Origin of the sequence: Verminephrobacter eiseniae EF01-2, from assembly GCF_000015565.1 — a bacterium.
Taxonomy (GTDB): Bacteria; Pseudomonadota; Gammaproteobacteria; order Burkholderiales; family Burkholderiaceae_C; genus Acidovorax; species Acidovorax eiseniae.
On sequence record NC_008786.1, the window covers coordinates 1,738,199 to 1,758,459 of the forward strand.

Consider the following 20,261-nt stretch of genomic DNA (forward strand, 5'->3'; position numbering starts at 1 on the left):
GCAACACATGGATCTGGGAATTGCCAACAAACGCGCCCTGGTGCTGAGCGCCAGCGGCGGCCTGGGCAGCGCAATCGCCGTGGCGCTGGCGCGCGAGGGCGCTACGGTGTGCCTGGCCGGGCGCAACGAACAGGCGCTGGCTGCCGCCGCGCAAAGGGTGCGCGCGACCGGCGCCACGGCCCACAGCTTTGTCTGGGACCTGGCCCACGGCGCGCAATGGTCCGAGGGCATCGCCAGCGTATTGCAGCGCGTCGGCGGCATCGACATCCTGGTGAACAACACCGGCGGCCCGCCGCCCGGCCCGGCCCATGGGCATGCGCTGGACATCTGGAGGAATGCGTTCGAGTCCATGGTGCTGTCGGTGATCGGCATCACCGACCTGCTGCTGCCCGGCATGCGCGAGCGCGGCTGGGGCCGGGTGATCACCAGCACTTCCTCGGGCGTGGTCGCTCCCATCGTCAACCTGGGCCTGTCGAACGCCACCCGCATCTCGCTGCTGGGCTGGTCCAAGGCGCTGGCGCGCGAGGTGGCGGGCCAGGGCGTGACGGTGAATGTGCTGATCCCGGGGCGCATCGCGACGGCGCGCACCCTGTCCCTGGACAGCGCGCGCGCCCGGCGCGAAGGCCGCGACCTGGCGGCCGTCGAGGCCGAAAGCGCGGCCACGATTGCGCTGGGCCGCTATGGCCGGCCCGAAGAGTACGCCGATGCCGTCGCCTTCCTGGCCAGCGAACGCGCGGCCTACATCACCGGCACCACGCTGCGCGTGGACGGCGGCCTGATCGCCAGCATCTGATCGGCAAGGAAAATCCCCATGACCGCCCCCGACGACGCCGCAGCCTTCCTGGCCCTGCAAGCGGTGACCACTGCCACCTTGACCACCGTGCTGCTGAAAAAAGGGCTGCGCAATGTCTGGATTCGCGGCGCCTTGCCGATCACGCCGCAGGCGCAGCGCTGCGTCGGCCGGGCGTTCACGCTGCGCTTCATTCCGGCCCGCGAAGACCTGGCCACCCCCGAATCCTGGAGCTCGCCCCAGTCCACGCGCGCCGCGATCGAGCAAATGCCGCCAGGCTGCATCGCCGTGGTCGATGCCAATGGCGTGCGCGACGCCGGCTTCTGGGGCGACATCCTGTGCGCGCGCATGGCCCGCAAAGGCGTCGCGGCCCTGGTCAGCGATGGCGTGGTGCGCGATCTGGCGGGCGTGCTGTCCACCGGCTTGCCGATCTGGGCCGCAGGCACGGCCGCCCCGCCCTCGGTCGCCGCGCTGACCTTCGTGGCCTGGCAACAGCCCGTGGGCTGCGGCGGCGTGGCGGTATTTCCCGATGACGTGATCGTCGCCGACCGGGATGGCGCGGTGCTCATCCCCGCAGCGCTGCTCGGCGAGGTCGCGGCGCAGGCCACCGAGCAAGAGCGGCTGGAAGACTGGATCATGCAGCAGGTCCAATCCGGCGCCGCGCTGCCCGGACTGTATCCGCCCGACGCCGGCAACAAGGCGCGCTACGAAGCCGGCAAGGCCGCGCCCTGATCAAGCCTTCCAGCCGCGCAGCAGCAGCCACTGGCAGCTCGCGCAGGCCAGCACCAGCGCGGCGTAGGTCAGCATCTTGCCGTCGCGCCCCCACAGCATCAGCCCGGCCAGCAGCGTGGCCACGCCGACGATGAAAATGACGCTGGCCTGCCACCACCAGGGCAGCGCGACAGCGGCCCGGGGGCGGCGCATGAAGCGCCCCGCCAGCGCCAGCGACAAGGCCAGCGCGGCCGCCGGCGCGACGAAGTTCAGCAGGTGGTTGAAGGCGTTCAGTGCACCCATCGGGTTGACCCGGATCAAGGTTTGGGCCGGCCGGCCGGCGCCGAGCGCGCCCCGGGCGCTGCCAGGCAGCCGTCGGCCCGGGCCGGGGATTTTATAATCCGCGCCCATGGCAGTCTGGGCCCTAGGCATCAACCACAGCACCGCGCCGCTCGATCTGCGCGGCCGCTTCGCGTTCGCGCTCGACCAAATCGCGCCCCGGCTCCAGGGTTTGCGCCAGTCGCTGAGCAGCCACCCCGGCGTGGAGACGGCCATGCTGTCCACCTGCAACCGCACCGAGATCTATTGCGCCGCCGAGCAAGCCGCCATCGACCACACACTGGGCTGGCTGGCGCACAGCGGCGGTGTCAGCACTGCGCTGCTGCGCGCGCATTCCTACACGCTGCAAGACAGCCGGGCCGCGCGCCATGCCTTTCGGGTCGCCAGCGGCCTGGACTCGATGGTGCTGGGCGAGGCCCAGATTCTGGGCCAGATGAAAGATGCCGTGCGCGCCGCCGAAACCGCAGGCGTGCTCGGCAGCACGCTCAACCAACTGTTTCAGCGCAGCTTTGCGGTGGCCAAGGAAGTGCGCAGCAGCACCGAGATCGGCGCCCACAGCATCAGCATGGCCGCCGCTGCCGTGCGCCTGGCGGGCCAGTTGTTCGAAGACCTGAGCCAAATCCGCGTGCTGTTCGTCGGCGCCGGCGCGATGATCGCGCTGTGCGCCACGCATTTCGCGGCCAAAAACCCCCTGGGCCTGGCGCTGGCCAACCGCACGCTCGAGCGCGGCGAACAGTTGGCCGCGCGCTTTGGCGCCACCGTGCTGCGCCTGGCCGATCTGCCCGAGCGGCTGCACGAGTTCGACGCCGTCATCAGCTGCACCGCCAGCAGCCTGCCCATCATCGGCCTCGGCGCCGTCGAGCGAGCGCTCAAAAAACGCCGCCACCGGCCGATGTTCATGGTCGACCTGGCGGTGCCGCGCGACATCGAACCCGAGGTCAAAGCCCTGGGCGATGTCTACCTGTACACCGTCGACGACCTGGCCAGCGTGGTGCAGACCGGGCAGGCGAGCCGCCAGGCAGCGGTGGCGCAGGCCGAGGCGATCATCGATGCCGGCGTGCAGAGCTTCATGCACTGGCTGGCCCAGCGCAACCCCGTGGGCGGCGTGGTGCCGCTGATCCGGCAACTCAACGCCCAGACCGAGGTCTGGCGCGCCAGCGAAATCGCGCGCGCGAAGAAACTGCTGGCCAAGGGCGAAGCCCCGGACGCCGTGCTCGACGCCCTCGCGCGCGGCCTGACGCAAAAGATGCTGCATGGCACGATGGCCGAACTGCGCGCCGGCGACGCCGACATGCGCGCGCAAACGGCGCAGACCGTGGCGCGCCTGTTCCTGCGCGCGCAAAGCAACCACGACCTGTAGCGACGCGGCGCCCCCGCAAGCGCCCAGGCCTTGGGGCCAGACCGGCCCCCAGCGCACGAATATCCCGCACCACCAGCTACCAACAAGGTAGCGCAGTAGCAAACCACGACGCCCCGCCTGCATGAAACCCTTTCTCAGAAGCCAGTTGGCGCGCCATGCCCAGCGCCTGGGCGAACTCGACTTCCTGCTCGCGCGCCCGGACATCATGGCGGACATGGTGCAGTACCGCAGCATCGCGCGCGAGCATGCCGAGGTGACGCAGGTGGCGGGCCGCTACGCGCGCTACCTGCAACGCGAGGCCGACCTGGGCGCGGCCCGTGAACTGCTGGCAGACCCCGGCATGGCCGAACTGGCACAGGAAGAAATCGACAGCAGCCAGACCGAACTGCGGCAACTCGAAGACGAACTGCAACGCCTGCTGCTGCCCAAAGAACCCGACGATGCGCGCAACGCCTTTGTCGAAATCCGCGCCGGCACCGGCGGCGATGAATCGGCGCTGTTTGCCGGCGACCTCACGCGCATGTACACCCGCTACGCCGCCCGCAGAGGCTGGCAGGTCCAGGTGCTCAGCGAGAACCCGGCCGAGCTTGGCGGCTATAAGGAAATCGTGCTGCGCATCGACGGCGAGCAGGTCTACGGCACGCTCAAATTCGAGTCCGGCGGCCACCGCGTGCAGCGCGTGCCGGCCACCGAGACACAGGGCCGCGTCCACACCAGCGCCTGCACCGTGGCCGTGATGCCCGAGCCCGACCCCGCCCGGGCCATCGCGCTCAACCCGGCCGAACTGCGCATAGACACCTTCCGCGCCAGCGGTGCCGGAGGCCAGCATATCAACAAGACCGACTCGGCCGTGCGCGTGGTGCACCTGCCCACCGGCATCGTCGCCGAATGCCAGGACGGCCGCAGCCAGCACGGCAACAAGGCCCGGGCCTTGCAGGTGCTGCAAGCGCGCCTGCAGGAAAAGGAACGCAGCGAACGCGCCGCCAAGGAGGCCGCGCTGCGCAAGGGCCTGATCGGCAGCGGCGAGCGCAGCGACCGCATCCGCACCTACAACTTCCCGCAAGGACGGCTCACCGACCACCGCATCCAGTTGACGCTGTACCAGTTGCAGCAGTTGCTCGACGGCGAACTCGACCCAATGCTGCAGGCCCTGGGCCATGCGCGCGAGGCCGAGCAATTGCAGGAACTGGAGCGGGGGTAACGCGCCGGTGCAGAGCGCGGGGCGCCGGGCGCCGGTGCGGGGATACAGTAATGGCAGCGACGATCGCCCATAGTCTGAAATAGTGGATTGCAAGCCCCATGACTGCCCAAAAGCTGGAAGCCGCGCCGCTGGCCCGGTGCGCCATCGCACGCAGCGCAGCGCCGCCAGCCCGGGATCAGCGCGAGGTCCATGCATTCCAGTGGGCCGCGCTGCGCCTGAGCGCTTGTGCTGGCCGCAGGAAGCCGCGCGCCTGGGGCCAGCGGGCGGGCAGTATTTCGCCACGCACCCCGGGCAGGGACTGGCGCGGGTCGATGCCGTCAGAAAAGTCAGAAAAGGCCGGGTTGTCCGCCTGCCGCGCTGGCGTGACATGCCCGGGCGTCGACCCGATGGGCATCGAGACCATGCCGCAATGCGTGGCCAAACGGCCCAAGCCCCGGTGCTGACCCCCACCCTGGCCCAGGCGCTGAACCAGGCCCGCGCGCTCGGCCTGGCGCGCATCGACGCCCAACTGCTGCTGCTGCACCAGCTAGGCCGCGCCGACGCGGGCCGCGCCTGGCTGCTGGCGCATGACAGCGATGCGCTCGCGCCCGCCCTGCATGCGCAATTCCTGGCCCTGTGCCGGCGCCGCGCAGCAGGCGAACCCGTGGCCTACCTCACGGGGCGCAAGGAGTTCTATGGCCTGCCGCTGGCCATCGACGCCCGCGTGCTCGACCCGCGCCCCGACACCGAAACCCTGGTCGATTGGGCGCTCGAAGTGATCGCCCCGCTGCCCGCCCCCCGCGTGCTGGACCTGGGCACCGGCAGCGGCGCCATCGCCCTGGCCTTGCAACGGCACTGCCCCGGCGCATGGATTCTGGCCATAGACGCCAGCGCCGATGCCCTGGCCGTGGCCCGGGCCAATGCCGGGCGGCTCGGCCTGCCGGTGCAGTTGGCGCAGGGCCACTGGCTCAGCGGCGCACCGGCAGGCTTTGACGCCATCGTCTCCAACCCGCCCTACCTGGGCGCGCAAGACCCGCACCTGGCCGCGCTGGCCCACGAGCCCCGGCAGGCGCTGGTCAGCGGCGCCGACGGCCTGCAAGACATCCGCAGCATCATCGGCCAGGCCCCCGGGCATCTGGCCGCCGGCGGCTGGCTGCTGCTCGAACATGGCCACGACCAGGCCGCCGCCGTGCACGCCCTGCTCAGCGCCCGGGGCTTTGCCCGGGTGCAAAGCCGTGCCGACCTCGCCGGCATTGCCCGTTGCAGCGGCGGGCAGTGGAACCACCGGGGTCGCACAGAGTCCGAGGGACGGTGAAATAATCCACCCCCGGTCGGCACCACGGCGACCTGCGCCGTCCCGACCTTCCAGGAGCATTCCCATGAGCGACACCCGACAACGCCTAGACGCACTCGTCAAATCCAGCGACATCCTGCTGTTCATGAAAGGCAACGCCAGCTTCCCCATGTGCGGCTTTTCCGGCCGCGCGATCCAGATACTCAAAGCCTGCGGCGTCGACCCCAAGGCCGTGGTCACGGTCAACGTGCTGGAAGATGAAGCGATCCGCCAGGGCATCAAGGAATACAGCAACTGGCCCACCATTCCGCAACTGTATGTAAAAGGCGAATTCATCGGCGGCTCGGACATCATGATGCAGATGTACGAATCGGGCGAACTGCGGCAGGTGCTGGGCACATGAGGTGAATCGCCCATGCCGCCAGCGGCCTGGGCGTGGACGGCGGTGATACCCGTACCGCAGGAAAGTGGGTAGGCAGCGGGTATGTTGTGTGCTTGAATGTTCGCGTGACCCCGCCCAAGGAGCATGCAATGAACCACCATGGCCTTGTTCCCCAGTCGCCGGCCCTGCGCTTGCCGGTGGCCCAGATGCGCAATGTGTTCAGCCCCGGCGATGTGCAGCGCAAGCTCGCCAAGCTGCAAGAGTCCGGCAGCCAGCGCGAATACGACGGCCTGCGCACGGTCTACGAACGCATGCTCGAGCGCGGCCCCGAGCGCTTTCAGGTCAAGCCTTCGGGCATCCCCGACATGGACGGCCTGTACCAGCAGTTGCCCAACTTCACCGAGGTGCTCGATGACGTGAAACGCCATGTGGCGCTGGCCCAGGACTGCAGCGATGGACTGGAAGTCACCCCGATGCTGCTGCTGGGCCCGCCCGGCATTGGCAAGACCCATTTCGCGTGCCACCTGGCCAAACTGCTGGGCACCGGCATGAACCTGTTGCCGATGAGCTCCCTGACCGCCGGCTGGCTGCTGTCGGGCGCATCGGCGCAATGGAAGGGCGCGCGGCCGGGCAAGGTGTTCGAGGCCCTGATCGATGGCGCATACGCCAACCCGGTGATCGTGGTCGATGAAATCGACAAGGCCAACGCCGACGCGCAATACGACCCGCTGGGCGCGCTGTACGGCCTGCTGGAGTACGACACGGCGCACAGCTTCACCGACGAGTTTGCCGAGGTGGCGATCGACGCCAGCCAGGTGATCTGGATCACCACCGCCAACGACAGCCGGAGCATTCCGGACCCGATCCTGAACCGCATGAACGTGTTCGAGGTGCCAGCCCCCACACCGGAGCAGGCGCGCACGATTGCACGCCATTTGTACCAGGACATCCGTGCCGGGCACGAATGGGGGCGTCTGCTGGACCCCGAGCCACGCGACGATGTGCTCGACCACCTGGCCCGGATGCCGCCGCGCGAGATGCGGCGCGCGCTGATGACTGGATTCGGCAACGCCCGGCTGGCACAGCGCGCCACGGTGGAAAGCGCCGACCTGCCGCGCACGAGCGGGGCCAAAGGGCGTATCGGATTCCTGCAATAGGCGCCGGCCCCCCGAGGTGCGCCGGGCGCGGCGGCGGTAGATGCCGGGCGCGCCGCACCTGCCCCATCGGGGTGCGCCCGGTGTGCCCGACGTGCCGTTGCCCCCGGGCCGTGCGCCGACTCCTTGGCAATGTCCGGGCGACTGGCAGCGCGTCTGCAACGCCGGCCAGCCCTGCATGTCCCTATTGAAAATCCGGGACATGTCCCCCGTCTGGCAGCGGCTGCGCGGATTACGCCGCTTGCAGCTCCATATCCATATGCACGCGGCAACCCATGGCGGTGGCGCTGTTCACCAAAGCATCCAGGCAGCACCGCGAGACGCGGCCACGCAACAGGTCATCGCGGCGGGGCGGGGCAACCCCGCAGTGCATTGCGGCTTCCGATGGCGCCCAATCATTGCCCTCGATGACGGCCGCAATTTGGCGCATGGGTTCAGCCCTGGCGCGAAGGCTCGCAGCCTGCCCGGACATGTCGGCCACCGCATCCCACACGCTGTCAAAAGTTTCGATCTTGGTCATTTGGCATCTTTCGGCCGTTCGGTGCATCGCTTTTTGGCAAGCCCCATGTCGCGCTGGCTTGTGGTCTGGGTCTTTTTCTGAAAAGCGCGCAGCACATAGACCGCATCGGCCAGCAGCGCCTTTTTCTCCATGGCCAAGACCTGGCGGGCCGCAGCGCAACACCTGCGACAGCGGGCCGACGAAGAGGATGGTTTTTGGGAACCCTCCAGACCGGCATACTCCACTCGGCCTCCTACGGCAAAGAGTGGCCAGCCAGTCTCGGTCACTTCGCCAATTTCTCGCCTACCATGCGGATCGAAATCACAAAACCGCTGCTGTTTCTCGTTTCCTGCGGGAAAGAGTCAGTGCAAAAGCCACGCCATGCATGCCAATCTGTACGCGCTGGGCGCCATCGCGCTGTGGGCCTCGCTCGCCTCGCTGGGCGTGGCGCTGACCCATGTTCCGCCGTTTCTGCTCACCGGCATCGCGCTGCTGATCGGCAGCGTGCCGGCTTGGCCGTTCGTGCTGCGCGATCCGGCGCAATGGCGCATTCCGGTGCGGACGTTGGCGTTGGGCGTGTACGGCCTGTTTGCCTACCATTTCCTGCTGTTCATCGCGCTGCGCCATGCGCCGCCGGTGGAGACCAACCTGGTCTGCTACCTGTGGCCACTGCTCATCGTGCTGCTCTCGCCCTGGCTGCTGCCCGGCGTGGTGTTGCGCGCGCCGCATCTGCTGGCCGCCCTGCTGGGCTTTGCCGGCGCAGCCATTGCGATCACGGGCGGGGCGATCGCGGGCGGGCAGGCGCTCAGCGGCACGCTGGCCTGGGGCTATTTGCCGGCGCTGGCAGCGGCCTTCATCTGGGCCAGCTATTCGCTGCTGACCCGGCGCGTGGCGGCTTTTCCGACCACGGCCATTGGCCTGTTCGCTCTGGTGTCGGGGCTGCTGTCCCTGCTGTGCCATGCGCTGCTGGAGCCTGCTGCGGCGTTGCAGCCGCGCGACTGGGCGCTGCTGGCCCTGCTCGGGCTAGGCCCGCTGGGCGGCGCCTTCTTCATGTGGGACCGGGCGCTCAAGCTCGGCGATGCGCGGCATATCGGCATCCTGAGCTACATCACCCCGCTGGCGTCGACGGCACTGCTGCTGTTGGTCAGCGGTCGCCCGCTCAACGCGAGCATCGCCCTGGCCACGCTGATGATCATCAGCGCAGCCGTGATCGGCATGCGGGCACGGTGATCTGGATGAAAACGGCTTGCGGCGCATGCCCTTTTTGCGCCATGCGCCATGCCTCGCTGCGGGTGGGCGAGCAACCCGGGCGGATGGGCCCGGACCGCCCGATGGCGCGCTGCGCAGCCGTCCCGGACGGCAGCGACCACGCAGTCGCTCAGTGTGCGACCCTGAATCTTGGCAGCAGACCCGACCGTCTGGTGCTGGTCCGCATCGATCCGGGCTTCGAGCCGGGCGGCAGCAGCGGCGGCAGGCATGGTAATTGCCGAGGGCATGGTGCTACCCTCTTGTCTGGTCTATACGGTAAGTTGCCGAATGCATCGACATGCACGGTAGCAATTTGACACTACCTGCCATGCCGGGAAACAATCCCGGCCCACATTGCAAAGAAAGAAAGCTGCCTCATGCCCATCAGACTCGTCGCCTTGCTGTTCTCGTTTGCCTTGACCGGGGCGGGCACCGCGCAGGCGCAAAGCTATCCCTCGCGCCCGATCAAGGTCGTAGTGCCTTTTGCTGCGGGCGGTCCCCAGGACGGGATCATCCGGATGCTGTCGCAAAAGGCGGCCGTCGGCCTGGGCCAGTCCTTCGTCATTGAAAACAAGGCCGGCGCTGGCGGCCTGATCGCGGCGGACCAGGTGGCCAAAGCGCCGGCGGACGGTCATGTGCTGCTGATGGCCAGCGGCGGGCAGGTATCGGTGGCGGCCGCCGTGCGCTCGAACCTGAGCTACGACCCGCAAAAGGACTTGGTGGCCATCGTGCAACTGGTCGATACACCCATGGTGTTGGTGGTTCCGGACGCGATGCCGGTCGCCAATCTGGCCGATTTCATCGCACTGGCCAAAAGCAAGCCGGGGGCGCTGACCTTTGCCTCGACGGGCACCGGCACCATTTCCCACTTGATCGGCGATGCCTTCAAGTACGCAGCGGACATCGACATACTGCATGTTCCCTACAAGGGCGCGGCCCAGGGTTTGCCCGATCTGCTGGCCGGCCAGGTGAACGCGATGTTTACCAGCGCGGCAGCGGCCCATGGCTACCTGTCAGCGAAGCGGTTGCGCGCGTTGGCGCTGGCCTCTGACGTGCGGCTGCCCTCGTTGCCCGATGTGCCTACCTTCGCCCAGGCCGGCATCAAAGGCTTGGCGATTCCGGTGTGGGTCGGGCTGATGGCCCCGCGCGGCGTGCCGCCAGAGGTGGTCGACCGGCTCAACAGCGAGTTCGTCAAGGTGCTCAAGGACCCGGCCATCAAACAACAGTTGCAAACCATGGGAGCGATCGTGATCGGCAGCACCCCGGCACAGTTCGCCGCCACGGTACACGAAGACATTGCGCGCTGGAAACAGGTCGTCGCCCGCAATCATCTGAAGCTCGATTGACCCCCATGCGAATCACCGTTATCGGCGCCGGCAATATCGGCCTTGCCGTCGCCGCCCATGCCTGCCATCACGGCCACGACACGACGCTGTGGTCGCCCTCCGGGGCCGGCACGGCCGCGCTGGCCGCCGGTCAACCATTGCGCTATGCGGGCGCCATCGAAGGCCAGGCCAGGCCAGGGGTCGCCAGTGACCTGCCCGCTGCGGTCCGGGATGCGGATGTGGTCTACATTGCGCTGCCGGCCACGGCCCACGCCGGCGTTTTCAAGCAACTCGGGCAATGCCTGCGCGATGCCCAGCCCGTGATCCTCAGCGCGTTGAGTTCGGTCAGCGCGCTGGTGCTCGACCGCGAACTGGCTGCGCGTGGCCTGCGCAGCAACATCGCCGTGTTTGGCAGCACGCCGATGACGGCGCGCCGGGCACCGACCCCCGAAGTGCAGGTCTCGGCGCTGCGCACGGTGCTGGACATGGCCGCGCTGCCTGTGGCACGCGGCCCTGCCGCACTGGCTTTGTGCACGGCGCTGTTTGGCGAACGCTTCCGAATCAACGGTGACATCCTGGCCATGTCGCTGGCCAACGTGAACCCGATCGCGCACAGCGCGCTGGCCTTGTGCAACATCACGCGCATGGAGCACGCCGAGCAGTGGCCGCAGTACCACTGCATTACGCCCTATGTCTCGCGCCTGATCGAAACCATGGATGCCGAGCGCCTGACACTGGCGGCTGCGGTGGGCTGCACCCTGGGGACGATCCACGCGCATTTTCACAACTCGCTCGGCGTTGCGCAGACGGATCTGGCGACGATCGCTGCAGAAATCCATCGCCGCCGTGGCGGCCTCCCGTTAGGCCCGACCCACCCGCTGCACCGTTACGTGCTCGAAGACATACCCTTTGGCCTGGTGTTTTTCGCTGCGCTGGCCAAAATGGTGAACCGCCCCGTTCCGGTGATCAGTTCCGTCATCACCATCATCGACGCCCTCTACGGGCGCTCGTTCGCGCAGGAAAACGATGTGCTTGCGACCCTGGGGCTGGAAAAACTGCCCTTGCCGGAATTGCTCGCGCTGGCACGCGAAGGCTATCCACGCCGCTGATTCCATTTTCCAAATCGCTCGTGAACGCGAAGGCCAAGCGTAGACAGTGCAGAGGTACGGCAAGCGAAGCCGACAAAGTGCCCGGATGATTCAGGAATGGAATGGGGAACCGGCCCCAGGCCCCGGTCATGGCCGCCGACCTCGGCCAACGGCTCGTCCAGCAGAAAGTAGCGCAGGCGAAACGCTCGTGGGGCCTCGGCAGCCTTAGTCCGAGCCGGTGGGTGGGGCAGGCGGACGATGCTGAGCACCGCGACCTGCCGCGACTGATTGCAGAGCTGGTGAAACTGGACGCGCTGGCGTCCGAAGTGAACAAGGCCCTCTATCAACTGCTTTCTGGAGTGGGCAAATGATGGAGTTGCCGGAAAGTTGGACGGTTGAGCCTTTCAGTCAGCGCGCGCTACGCGACGGGACGCACGCCTGCCCGCGCGAATCCTGCGTATTGGGCGAAAGGTGCCAATCAGGTTCCGTGGGTAGCGATTTCCGACATGGAGGAATACGGCATCCTCACTGAAACGACAGAGTTCGTTTCGGAGTGTAGGAATCGGTTTCCCGATGAGCACTTGACCCATGCACGCTTGATGACAGGGCAAACCGGCTTCGGTAGAGCGATTGACAATGTTTGCGATATTGCATACATTGCAAACATGACAAACAAAGCCGATCTGTCCACCACCCTGCGCACTCTCCGCGCCAAGCTCGCCCTCACGCAGGAACAGCTGGCCGAACGGCTGGGCGTCTCCTTCGCCACCGTCAACCGCTGGGAAGGCGGGCAATCCAGGCCGCAGCGGGCGCAGGCCGAAGCCATCGCCGCACTGGTGCGCGAGGCGGGCACCGGGGAAGGTGCGGGCGACGCAGGCAGCGATGCCGAAACCGCCCCCATCGCGCCGCGCCGCGCCCGTCGCGCCGGTTCCGATGCGCCCACCACCAAGCCGATGGAACAGATGCTCTGGGACGCCGCCTGCTCCATCCGGGGCGAGAAGGACGCCGCCAAGTTCAAGGACTACCTGCTGCCGCTGCTGTTCCTGAAGCGCCTCTCGGACGTGTTCGACGACGAAATCGCGCGGCTAGCCGAGGCGTATGGCGACCGCGCCACGGCGCTGGAAATCACCGAATTCGACCACGGTCTGCTGCGCTTCTACCTGCCGCCCGAAGCCCGCTGGGCCGTCCTCAGCGGGCGCGAAACCTACGAATGGCCGCTGGACGCGCAAGGCCGCAGTACCGCCCCGCGCGACATCGGCGACCACCTCACCCGCGCCGTGCGCGCCGTGGTCAAACACAGCCCTACGCTTGCCAGCGTCATCGACATGGTGGACTTCGCCGCCGAACGCAACGGCGAGCGCGACATCAACCCCGCCAAGCTGCGCGGCGTGGTCGAAACCTTCTCCGACCCGCGCTATCGCCTGGGCCTGGCCGACGTGCAGCCCGACTTCCTGGGCCGCGCCTACGAATACCTGCTGCGCAAGTTCGCCGAAGGCTCCGGCCAGAGCGCGGGCGAGTTCTTCACGCCAACCGAAGTGGGTTTCCTGATGGCGCACATCCTGCGCCCGCGCCCCGGCGAAACCTGCCACGACTACGCCTGCGGCTCGGCGGGCCTGCTCATCAAGCTGCAACTGGTCGCGCGCGAACTCGACCCCACCAGCCGCGTGCCGCTGCAACTCAGCGGCCAGGAATTGCAGGCCGAAAGCTACGCCGTGGCGCAGATGAACGCCATCATCCACGACATGGAAGTCACGCTGGCGCGCGGCGACACCATGATCAACCCCAAGTTTCGCGAGGCCAACGGCAAGCTGCGCAGGCACGACGTGGTGGTGGCCAACCCGATGTGGAACCAGCCCTTCGCCCCCGACCTGTTCGCCAACGACCCGTTCGACCGCTTCCGCACCGCAGGCGGTGTCACCAGTGGCAAGGGCGATTGGGCCTGGTTGCAGCACACGCTGGCCTGTCTTGCCGCCGATGGCCGCGCGGCGGTGGTGCTGGACACCGGCGCGGTGACGCGCGGCTCCGGCAGCAAGAACGAGGACAAGGAACGCAACATCCGCAAGTGGTTCGTGGACAAGGACACCATCGACGGCGTGATCCTGCTGCCGGAAAACCTGTTCTACAACACCACGGCGGCGGGCGTGATCGTGGTGCTGAACAAGCGCAAGTCCACGGCACGCAAGGGCAAGATCACGCTGCTCAATGCCAGCAAGCACTTCCGCAAGGGCAGGCCGAAGAACTATCTGCCGGAGGAAGACATCAAGCCGCTGGCGGCGATGTACTTGAAGGGCGAGGCGGTGGAGGGTGAAGTCGCGGTCATCACGACGCAGCAGGCGGAGGAGGCGGATTACAACCTGAGTCCGAGCAAATGGGTCGGGCAGAACGGCAGCGCGGAGGTTGGTTCGATTCCAACGCTGATTCAGCAACTCGAACAACTCAATGCCCAAGACCTTGGTTTGACGACTGATTTGCTGAAACTGCTGCGCCCGCTGTCCAAGACGGAGGACGCATGATGAGCGAAGCATGGGCCAGCGCCGCTGTCGCCGATTGCCTTGTTCCTGTTTCCGCTGCGGGCAAGAGCAAGGTTCAGGCGCGCGATTACAAACCGTCCGGTCGTTTCCCCGTCATCGACCAGGGACAAGAACAAATCGCAGGCTGGACGGATGACGAAAGCGCCGTCATTGACGCGCCCTTGCCGCTGGTCGTATTCGGCGACCACACGCGCGCCTTCAAGTTTCTCGACCTGCCGTTTGCACGCGGCGCGGACGGCACGCAACTGTTGCGGCCCAAGGCGGACATCGACCCGCTGTTCTTCTTCTACGCTTGCCGCGCCATCGACCTGCCCGCGCGGGGCTACAACCGGCACTTCACCGTCCTGAAGGAAAAGGAAATGTCCTACCCGCTGGATGAAGCCGAGCAGAAAGCGGCTGCTGGTGTTCTTCGCAAGACAGAATCGGCGCTGCAACAACAGGCGGCGGTGCTCGATAACCTGCAAGAACTAAAACGCGCCGCCATGCGCGAACTGTTCACGCGCGGCCTGCGCGGCGAGGCGCAGAAGGAAACCGAAATCGGGCTGGTGCCGGAGAGTTGGGTCGAGGTTGTTTTTGCCGAATTGGGTGAAATCGTCACAGGCACGACGCCGCCGACGAAAGATCGCGACTACTACGACGATGGAACGATTCCTTTCATCTCGCCGGGCGACATAGACCACGGGTTCCCGATTGCGTCAACCCAGAAGCACATCACCGATTCGGGATTGGCAGTTTCGCGGGCGCTTCCCGCAGGGACAACCTGCGTGGTGTGCATTGGCTCGACCATCGGCAAGGTCGGGCGCACCACGGTGGTATCCAGTGCCACCAATCAACAAATCAACGCCATCGTTCCGGGCGTGGGCTATGACCCGAACTACCTTTCGCACTTACTCACTTACCGCGCGGACATCGTGCGCAATGCGGCTTCACCCAGTCCAGTTCCAATTCTGAGCAAAGGCACATTCGAGAAGCTCATGCTGTTCACCTCGACGAATCCCGATGAACAGACGGAGATTGCCGCCATCCTCGACACCCTCGACCGCAAGATCGCCCTGCACCGGCAAAAGCGCGCGGTGCTGGAAGAACTCTTCAAGTCCCTGCTGCACAAGCTGATGACCGGCGCCATCCGCGTCGCCGACCTCGACCTGTCGGCGCTGACTCCGACGCAAGCTACGGAGGCCACCGCATGAAGCAGGAAGGCAAGCCCGCACCCGACGCGCCGGGCGAACTGGTCATCTACCCCGGCAAGGATGGCCGCCTGTGCGTGCAGGCCCGCTTGGCGGTGGATACCCTGTGGCTGACCCAGAAGCAGATGGCCGAGTTGTTCGGCGTGCAAGCTCCGGCCGTCAGCAAGCACCTGAAGAACATCTTCGAGACTGGGGAACTGGCCGAGGCGGCAGTTGTTTCCATTTTGGAAAGCACTGCCGCCGACGGCAAGGCCTACGCCACGCGCTTCTACAGCCTGGACGCGGTGATTGCCGTGGGCTACCGCGTGAACTCGGTGCTGGCGACGCACTTCCGCATCTGGGCCACCCAGGTGCTGCGCGAATACATCGTCAAGGGTTTCGCGCTGGACGACAAGCGCCTGAAGAACCCGCCGGTGGCTGGCTCCAGCGCGCCCGACCATTTCGCCGAACTGCTGGAGCGGGTGCGCGACATCCGCGCCAGCGAGCGCCGCATGTATCTGCGCGTGCGCGAGGTGTTCACGCTGGCGGCGGATTACCAGCCCTCGCTGCCGGAAACCACGCGCTTCTTCCAGGTGATGCAGAACAAACTGCACTACGCCGTCACCGGCCTGACCGCGCCGGAGATTGTCGCCAGTCGCATCAATCATCTGCTGCCGAATGCGGGCCTGAGCACCTGGGCGGGCGAGGAAGTGCGCAAGAGCGACGTGACCATCGCCAAGAACTACTTGCAGGAAAGCGAAATCCGCGAGTTGAACCGCATCGTCACCATGTGGCTGGATTTCGCCGAGGATCAGGCCGAACGCCGCAAACAGGTGTTCATGGCCGATTGGGAAACCCGGCTGGACGACTTTCTGCGCTTCAACGACCGCAAGGTATTGCCCGACGCGGGCAAGCGAACGCGCAAGGAGGCCGACGCCATCGCCCATGCCGAATTCGAGAAATTTGCCGAACGCCGCCGCGCGGAAAAGGAAAGCAGCGGCTCGGTGGAGAACATCCGCGCGTTGGAGTCGGCAGCCAAACTGCTGGAATCCGCCAAGCCGCGACAGACGCGCAAGAAGAAAGGGGAGTGAGCGGCATGAGCAAACCCCTGAAAATCAGCGAAGCGGGCACCGTGCAGTTCCCGATGGTGCGCCACGCGGCGGAAATCGGCTGGACGACCATCACGCCCGACGATGCCCGCGCCAAGCGCGGCGGCGATGCGGGCACGTTCTTCCGCGACGTGCTGGAAGCCAAGCTCGCGGCCTTCAACCCGTGGCTGACGGCGGATGCCATCCGCTCCATCGTGGAAACGCTGGACGCGCTGCCGCCCGGCATCGAAGGCAACCGCGAACTGCTGGGCTGGCTGCGCGGCGAACGCCAGTGGTACGACGAGGCGGAAAAGCGCCACCGAGCGGTGACGCTGATCGACTTCGATCACCCGGCGGAAAACGCCTTCCACGTCACTTGGGAATGGAAGATCAAACCGCCCGCGCGGCCCAAGGGCAACCGCGCCGACGTGATGTTCGTGGTCAACGGCGTGCCGGTGGTCATCGTCGAGCACAAGAATCCGAAGGACGGCGACGCCATCGAGCGCGCTATCAAGCAACTGCGCCGCTACGAAATGGAAACACCGGAACTGCTGGCGACTGCGCAGTTGTTCAACGTCACCCATCTGCTCGATTACTGGTACGGCGTGACCTGGAACGCCACCCGCCGCGACATGGCGCGCTGGAAGCAGGCCCCGGAGGAAAGTTACCGCTTCGCGGTGCAGGCCTTCTTTGAGCCGACCGAGTTCCTGCGCACCTTGCAGCACTGGATTCTGTTCTACGTGCAGGACGGCGAAACGCGCAAATCCGTGCTGCGCCAGCACCAGCGCCGTGCCATCGACGCCATCCTTGCACGCTGCGCCGACCCGGCCAAGACGCGCGGGCTGGTCTGGCATACACAGGGTTCGGGCAAGACCTTCACCCTGCTCACCGCCGCGCGGCAGATTCTGGAAGACAAGGCGCGTTTCAAGAATGCCACCGTGCTGCTGGTGGTGGACCGTACCGAACTCGAAGGCCAGTTGAAGGGCTGGGTCGAGCGCCTGCTGGGCGAGATGCAGGCGCAGGACATCGCGGTCAAGCGCGCCAGCAACAAGGCCGAACTGCAAGCCCTGCTGGACGCGGATTTTCGCGGCCTCATCATCTCGATGATCCACAAGTTCGACGAGGTGAAGAAAGACAGTTGCACGCGTGACAACGTCTATGTGTTCATCGACGAGGCGCACCGCTCGGTGGCGAAAGACTTGGGCACCTACCTGATGGCGGCATTGCCCAAGTCCACCATCATCGGCTTTACTGGCACGCCGATTTCGCGCAGCGCGCAGGGCGAAGGCACGTTCAAGATTTTCGGCACGCAGGACGAACACGGCTATCTCGACAAGTATTCGATTGCCGAAAGCATCACCGACGAAACCACGCTGCCCATCAAGCACATGATGGCCCCCAGCGAAATGACCGTGCCTGCCGAACGGCTGGACAAGGAATTCTTCGCGCTGGCGGAAAGCGAAGGCGTCAGCGACGTGGAGGAACTCAACAAGGTGCTCGACCGCGCCGTGGGCCTGCGCACCTTCCTCACCGCCGACGAGCGCATCGAGAAGGTGGCGGCTTTCGTCGCCGAACACTTTAAGGAAAACGTGCTACCGCTGGGCTACAAGGCGTTTGTCGTGGCGGTGAACCGCGAAGCCTGCGCCAAGTACAAACAGGCGCTGGACAAGCTGCTGCCGCCGGAATGGACGGTGCCGGTCTATACGCAGAACGCGGCGGATGCGATTGATCGCCCGCTGGTGGCGAAGCTACAGCTTTCCGACGAGGCCGAGGAACAGGCGCGGCTGATGTTCAAGAAGCCCGCCGAAAATCCGAAGATTCTGATCGTCACCGACAAGCTGCTCACCGGCTACGACGCACCGCTGCTGTATTGCCTCTACCTCGACAAGCCGATGCGCGACCATGTGCTGCTGCAATCCATCGCGCGCGTGAACCGGCCTTATGTGGATGCCAACGGCGTGCGCAAGCGCGTCGGGCTGGTGCTGGATTTCGTCGGCGTGCTGCGCGAATTGAAGAAGGCGTTGACCTTCGACTCCAGCGACGTGGGCGGCGTGATCGAGGACTTGGACGTGCTGTTGCAGGATTTTCTGCAACGCATTGCGCAGGCGAAACAGGAATACCTTGAGGCCGATGCGGAGGGTGCGCCGGACGAGCGGCTGGAAAAGCTGGTGTTCGGTCGCTTCCTGACACCGGAAGCGCGCAAGACCTTCTTCGAGGCGTACAAGGAAATCGAAGCGTTGTGGGAAATCCTCTCGCCCACGCCGGAACTGCGCGACCACATCGCCAGCTACAAGCAGTTGAGCCAGCTTTACGCGGCGGTGCGCAACGCCTATGCGGAGAAGGTCGGCTTCGTCGCCGATCTGGCCTACAAGACCCGGCGGCTGATCGAGGAAAGCGCCGAGCAGCAAGGCTTGGGACGGTTGACCAAGAGCGTGACATTCGACGTGGCGACCCTGCAATCGTTGCGCGGCGACAAGGGTTCGGACGAAGGCAAGGTGTTCAACCTCGTGCGCGGCTTGCAGCAGGAGATCGACCAGGACGCCGCCGCCGCGCCCGTGTTGCAGCCACTGAAAGACCGGGCCGAGCGCATCCTGAAGGATTTGGAGGAACGCAAGACCACGGGCCTGGCCGCGATGGATCAATTGGCGGCGCTGGCGGCGGAGAAAGAAGCCGCGATGAAGGCGGCACGCGACAGCGGCCTGTCGGCACGCGCGTTCGGCGTGTTCTGGGTGCTGCGCGAGGATGCAGCGGTGAAGGCCGCAAGCCTCGATGCAATGGCGCTGGCGAAGGACATCGAGGAACTGCTGGGCCGCTTCCCCAATGCCGCGGTCAACCCCGACGAACGACGGCGACTGCGCGCGGCCATCTACAAGCCCTTGCTCGGCCTGCCGCCAGAAGAACGCACCCGCGCCGTCGATCTGGTGTTCAAGATGCTTCTGGTGGAGGCGGATGAATGAAATCCTCCCTCTATCCCGCGCAAGACCTGCGCCGCCGCACGCTGGCCTGGGCGCTGAAGCTCAAGGTCAACCCGCGCGTGGTGCGCGTGCAGACGATGCGCCGCAAATGGGGTTCGTGTTCCTTGGCAGGTACAGTCACGCTGGCCAGCGACCTGCTCGATCAGGAATCGTGCTTTCAGGATTACGTGATCGTCCACGAACTGCTGCACCTGCGCTACACCACCCACGGGCGCGTGTTCAAGGCGCTGATGAGCGCGCATGTGCCGGGGTGGCAGACAATGGAAGCGCGGCGGATGCAAGCGACTTGAACGGGAGGACGGGCGATGGATATTGAAATCTTCGACGTTGAGCATGGTGGATGCTCTTTGGTCACTGCGGACAACAATCGCAGGATTCTGGTTGATTGCGGGCACAACACGTCGACGAACTGGCGTCCCTCGCAGGCTCTGCCTGCGCGTGGCATTCAGTACATCGACCGCCTGATCGTCAGCAACTACGACCGCGACCACGTCAGCGATTTGCCCGGCGTGCTCACCAACATTGGTGTATCTGTTCTCAGCCGCAACCCATCCGTTTGGCCGAACCTGTTGTATGCCATGAAAGCAGAGAACGGGATAGATCCGGGCATCCGCACTTTGGCGTACATGGCAGGCACCTATTACACGCAAGACCTGCCCGCTCCGCAGGATTTCGGTGCTCTCCAGATTTCGTATTTTTGGAACGTCTACCCGGAATTCACCGATGAAAACAACCTGAGCTTGGTCACGATTCTGCGTTATCACGATTTAGGGATCATTTTCCCGGGCGACATCGAGAAGGCTGGCTGGCTCAATCTGCTCCGGTTGCCAAACTTCCGCACCGCGCTGGCTGGCGTCAACATCTTCGTGGCGTCACATCACGGGCGCGAAAATGGCTACTGCGCCGACGTTTTCAATTGGTGCAGTCCTGAAGTCGTCGTGTTCTCCGATGGCGCAGTTATTCATGAGACACAGAAAACGGCGAACTTGTATCGGCAGCATGCGAAAGGCATCGCATTCTTCGATGGGGTGACACGCCATGTGCTTACCACACGCCGTCACGGTGGGATTCGCTTTCGCCAGACGGGATGGGGCGGGGGGCACGTTTGTATAAACAAAAGATAGCGAGATC

The 20,261-nt window shown here is 65.7% G+C and carries 21 protein-coding genes and 1 pseudogene; 18 read left to right on the plus strand and 4 right to left on the minus strand.

Translation table 11 applies throughout. The annotated features are described in order from the left end of the window. Nucleotides 1-7: 7 nt before the first annotated feature. Together VEIS_RS07555 and VEIS_RS07560 are read left to right on the plus strand one after the other, a co-directional pair. Nucleotides 8-793: an SDR family oxidoreductase gene (locus tag VEIS_RS07555; RefSeq protein ID WP_011809317.1), complete on the plus strand. Its 786-nt coding sequence runs from the start codon at nucleotides 8-10 to the stop codon at nucleotides 791-793. Between the two features lie 18 nt (nucleotides 794-811). After that, nucleotides 812-1,522: a ribonuclease activity regulator RraA gene (locus VEIS_RS07560; RefSeq protein WP_011809318.1), complete on the plus strand. Its 711-nt coding sequence runs from the start codon at nucleotides 812-814 to the stop codon at nucleotides 1,520-1,522. Here VEIS_RS07560 and VEIS_RS07565 read toward each other — a convergent pair whose 3' ends face one another. Beyond that, nucleotides 1,523-1,912, minus strand: a complete 390-nt coding sequence (locus VEIS_RS07565; protein ID WP_321161050.1) for a hypothetical protein — start codon at nucleotides 1,910-1,912, stop codon at nucleotides 1,523-1,525. Between VEIS_RS07565 and hemA the strand changes: the two genes are divergently transcribed. From hemA to VEIS_RS07595, 6 genes are all read left to right on the plus strand, one after another. Beyond that, nucleotides 1,911-3,200, plus strand: coding sequence for a glutamyl-tRNA reductase (gene hemA, locus VEIS_RS07570; protein WP_011809319.1), 1,290 nt, complete (start codon nucleotides 1,911-1,913; stop codon nucleotides 3,198-3,200). The genes VEIS_RS07565 and hemA overlap by 2 nt on opposite strands. A gap of 121 nt (nucleotides 3,201-3,321) precedes the next feature. Continuing rightward, nucleotides 3,322-4,401, plus strand: coding sequence for a peptide chain release factor 1 (prfA, locus tag VEIS_RS07575; RefSeq protein WP_011809320.1), 1,080 nt, complete (start codon nucleotides 3,322-3,324; stop codon nucleotides 4,399-4,401). Nucleotides 4,402-4,499: 98 nt separating this feature from the next. Continuing rightward, complete coding sequence (locus tag VEIS_RS28395) at nucleotides 4,500-4,844, plus strand: hypothetical protein (RefSeq protein ID WP_157048439.1); 345 nt, start codon at nucleotides 4,500-4,502, stop codon at nucleotides 4,842-4,844. Continuing rightward, on the plus strand, nucleotides 4,811-5,695 hold the full coding sequence (gene prmC, locus VEIS_RS07585) for a peptide chain release factor N(5)-glutamine methyltransferase (RefSeq protein WP_011809321.1): 885 nt from the start codon (nucleotides 4,811-4,813) through the stop codon (nucleotides 5,693-5,695). The genes VEIS_RS28395 and prmC overlap by 34 nt, the downstream gene beginning before the upstream one ends. Before the next feature lie 64 nt (nucleotides 5,696-5,759). Further along, the gene (gene grxD / locus VEIS_RS07590; protein ID WP_011809322.1) at nucleotides 5,760-6,077 is read left to right on the plus strand and encodes a Grx4 family monothiol glutaredoxin; all 318 of its coding nucleotides are present in this window, start codon (nucleotides 5,760-5,762) and stop codon (nucleotides 6,075-6,077) included. Nucleotides 6,078-6,205: 128 nt separating this feature from the next. Next, nucleotides 6,206-7,213, plus strand: a complete 1,008-nt coding sequence (locus VEIS_RS07595; protein ID WP_011809323.1) for an AAA family ATPase — start codon at nucleotides 6,206-6,208, stop codon at nucleotides 7,211-7,213. A gap of 229 nt (nucleotides 7,214-7,442) precedes the next feature. Here the strand turns inward: VEIS_RS07595 and VEIS_RS07600 are convergent, their stop codons facing one another. Next, nucleotides 7,443-7,730 (minus strand): helix-turn-helix domain-containing protein, encoded by a 288-nt coding sequence (locus tag VEIS_RS07600; protein WP_011809324.1) that lies wholly within the window; start codon nucleotides 7,728-7,730, stop codon nucleotides 7,443-7,445. Then, nucleotides 7,727-7,954: a type II toxin-antitoxin system RelE/ParE family toxin gene (locus tag VEIS_RS29670; protein WP_011809325.1), complete on the minus strand. Its 228-nt coding sequence runs from the start codon at nucleotides 7,952-7,954 to the stop codon at nucleotides 7,727-7,729. Before VEIS_RS29670 ends, VEIS_RS07600 begins: the two co-directional genes overlap by 4 nt. A gap of 136 nt (nucleotides 7,955-8,090) precedes the next feature. On the opposite strand from VEIS_RS29670, the gene VEIS_RS07605 reads away from it, so the two are divergent. Continuing rightward, nucleotides 8,091-8,939, plus strand: a complete 849-nt coding sequence (locus VEIS_RS07605) for a DMT family transporter (protein ID WP_011809326.1) — start codon at nucleotides 8,091-8,093, stop codon at nucleotides 8,937-8,939. A 167-nt stretch (nucleotides 8,940-9,106) separates the two neighbouring features. Here VEIS_RS07605 and VEIS_RS31525 read toward each other — a convergent pair. Further along, nucleotides 9,107-9,205 (minus strand): annotated as a pseudogene (locus VEIS_RS31525) (hypothetical protein); the annotation flags it as partial. Between the two features lie 129 nt (nucleotides 9,206-9,334). On the opposite strand from VEIS_RS31525, the gene VEIS_RS07610 reads away from it, so the two are divergent. From VEIS_RS07610 to VEIS_RS07650, 9 genes are all read left to right on the plus strand, one after another. Beyond that, on the plus strand, nucleotides 9,335-10,303 hold the full coding sequence (locus VEIS_RS07610; RefSeq protein WP_011809328.1) for a Bug family tripartite tricarboxylate transporter substrate binding protein: 969 nt from the start codon (nucleotides 9,335-9,337) through the stop codon (nucleotides 10,301-10,303). Between the two features lie 5 nt (nucleotides 10,304-10,308). Next, a complete protein-coding gene (locus VEIS_RS07615; protein WP_011809329.1) occupies nucleotides 10,309-11,391 on the plus strand; it encodes an NAD/NADP-dependent octopine/nopaline dehydrogenase family protein in 1,083 nt (360 codons plus the stop codon). Nucleotides 11,392-11,519: 128 nt separating this feature from the next. Further along, on the plus strand, nucleotides 11,520-11,741 hold the full coding sequence (locus VEIS_RS07620) for a hypothetical protein (RefSeq protein WP_157048440.1): 222 nt from the start codon (nucleotides 11,520-11,522) through the stop codon (nucleotides 11,739-11,741). A 294-nt stretch (nucleotides 11,742-12,035) separates the two neighbouring features. Beyond that, nucleotides 12,036-13,883 carry an N-6 DNA methylase gene (locus tag VEIS_RS07625; RefSeq protein WP_041949884.1) on the plus strand — a complete coding sequence of 616 codons (1,848 nt, stop codon included), beginning with the start codon at nucleotides 12,036-12,038 and terminating at the stop codon, nucleotides 13,881-13,883. Then, nucleotides 13,883-15,091: a restriction endonuclease subunit S gene (locus tag VEIS_RS07630; RefSeq protein ID WP_232287878.1), complete on the plus strand. Its 1,209-nt coding sequence runs from the start codon at nucleotides 13,883-13,885 to the stop codon at nucleotides 15,089-15,091. The genes VEIS_RS07625 and VEIS_RS07630 overlap by 1 nt, the downstream gene beginning before the upstream one ends. Further along, nucleotides 15,088-16,158: a virulence RhuM family protein gene (locus VEIS_RS07635; protein ID WP_011809333.1), complete on the plus strand. Its 1,071-nt coding sequence runs from the start codon at nucleotides 15,088-15,090 to the stop codon at nucleotides 16,156-16,158. Before VEIS_RS07630 ends, VEIS_RS07635 begins: the two co-directional genes overlap by 4 nt. A gap of 5 nt (nucleotides 16,159-16,163) precedes the next feature. Then, the gene (locus VEIS_RS07640; RefSeq protein ID WP_011809334.1) at nucleotides 16,164-19,112 is read left to right on the plus strand and encodes a type I restriction endonuclease subunit R; all 2,949 of its coding nucleotides are present in this window, start codon (nucleotides 16,164-16,166) and stop codon (nucleotides 19,110-19,112) included. Then, complete coding sequence (locus VEIS_RS07645; RefSeq protein WP_011809335.1) at nucleotides 19,109-19,420, plus strand: M48 metallopeptidase family protein; 312 nt, start codon at nucleotides 19,109-19,111, stop codon at nucleotides 19,418-19,420. Before VEIS_RS07640 ends, VEIS_RS07645 begins: the two co-directional genes overlap by 4 nt. Nucleotides 19,421-19,435: 15 nt before the next feature. Next, entirely contained in the window at nucleotides 19,436-20,254 is an 819-nt protein-coding gene (locus VEIS_RS07650) for a ComEC/Rec2 family competence protein (RefSeq protein WP_011809336.1), read from the plus strand. Nucleotides 20,255-20,261: the final 7 nt, after the last annotated feature.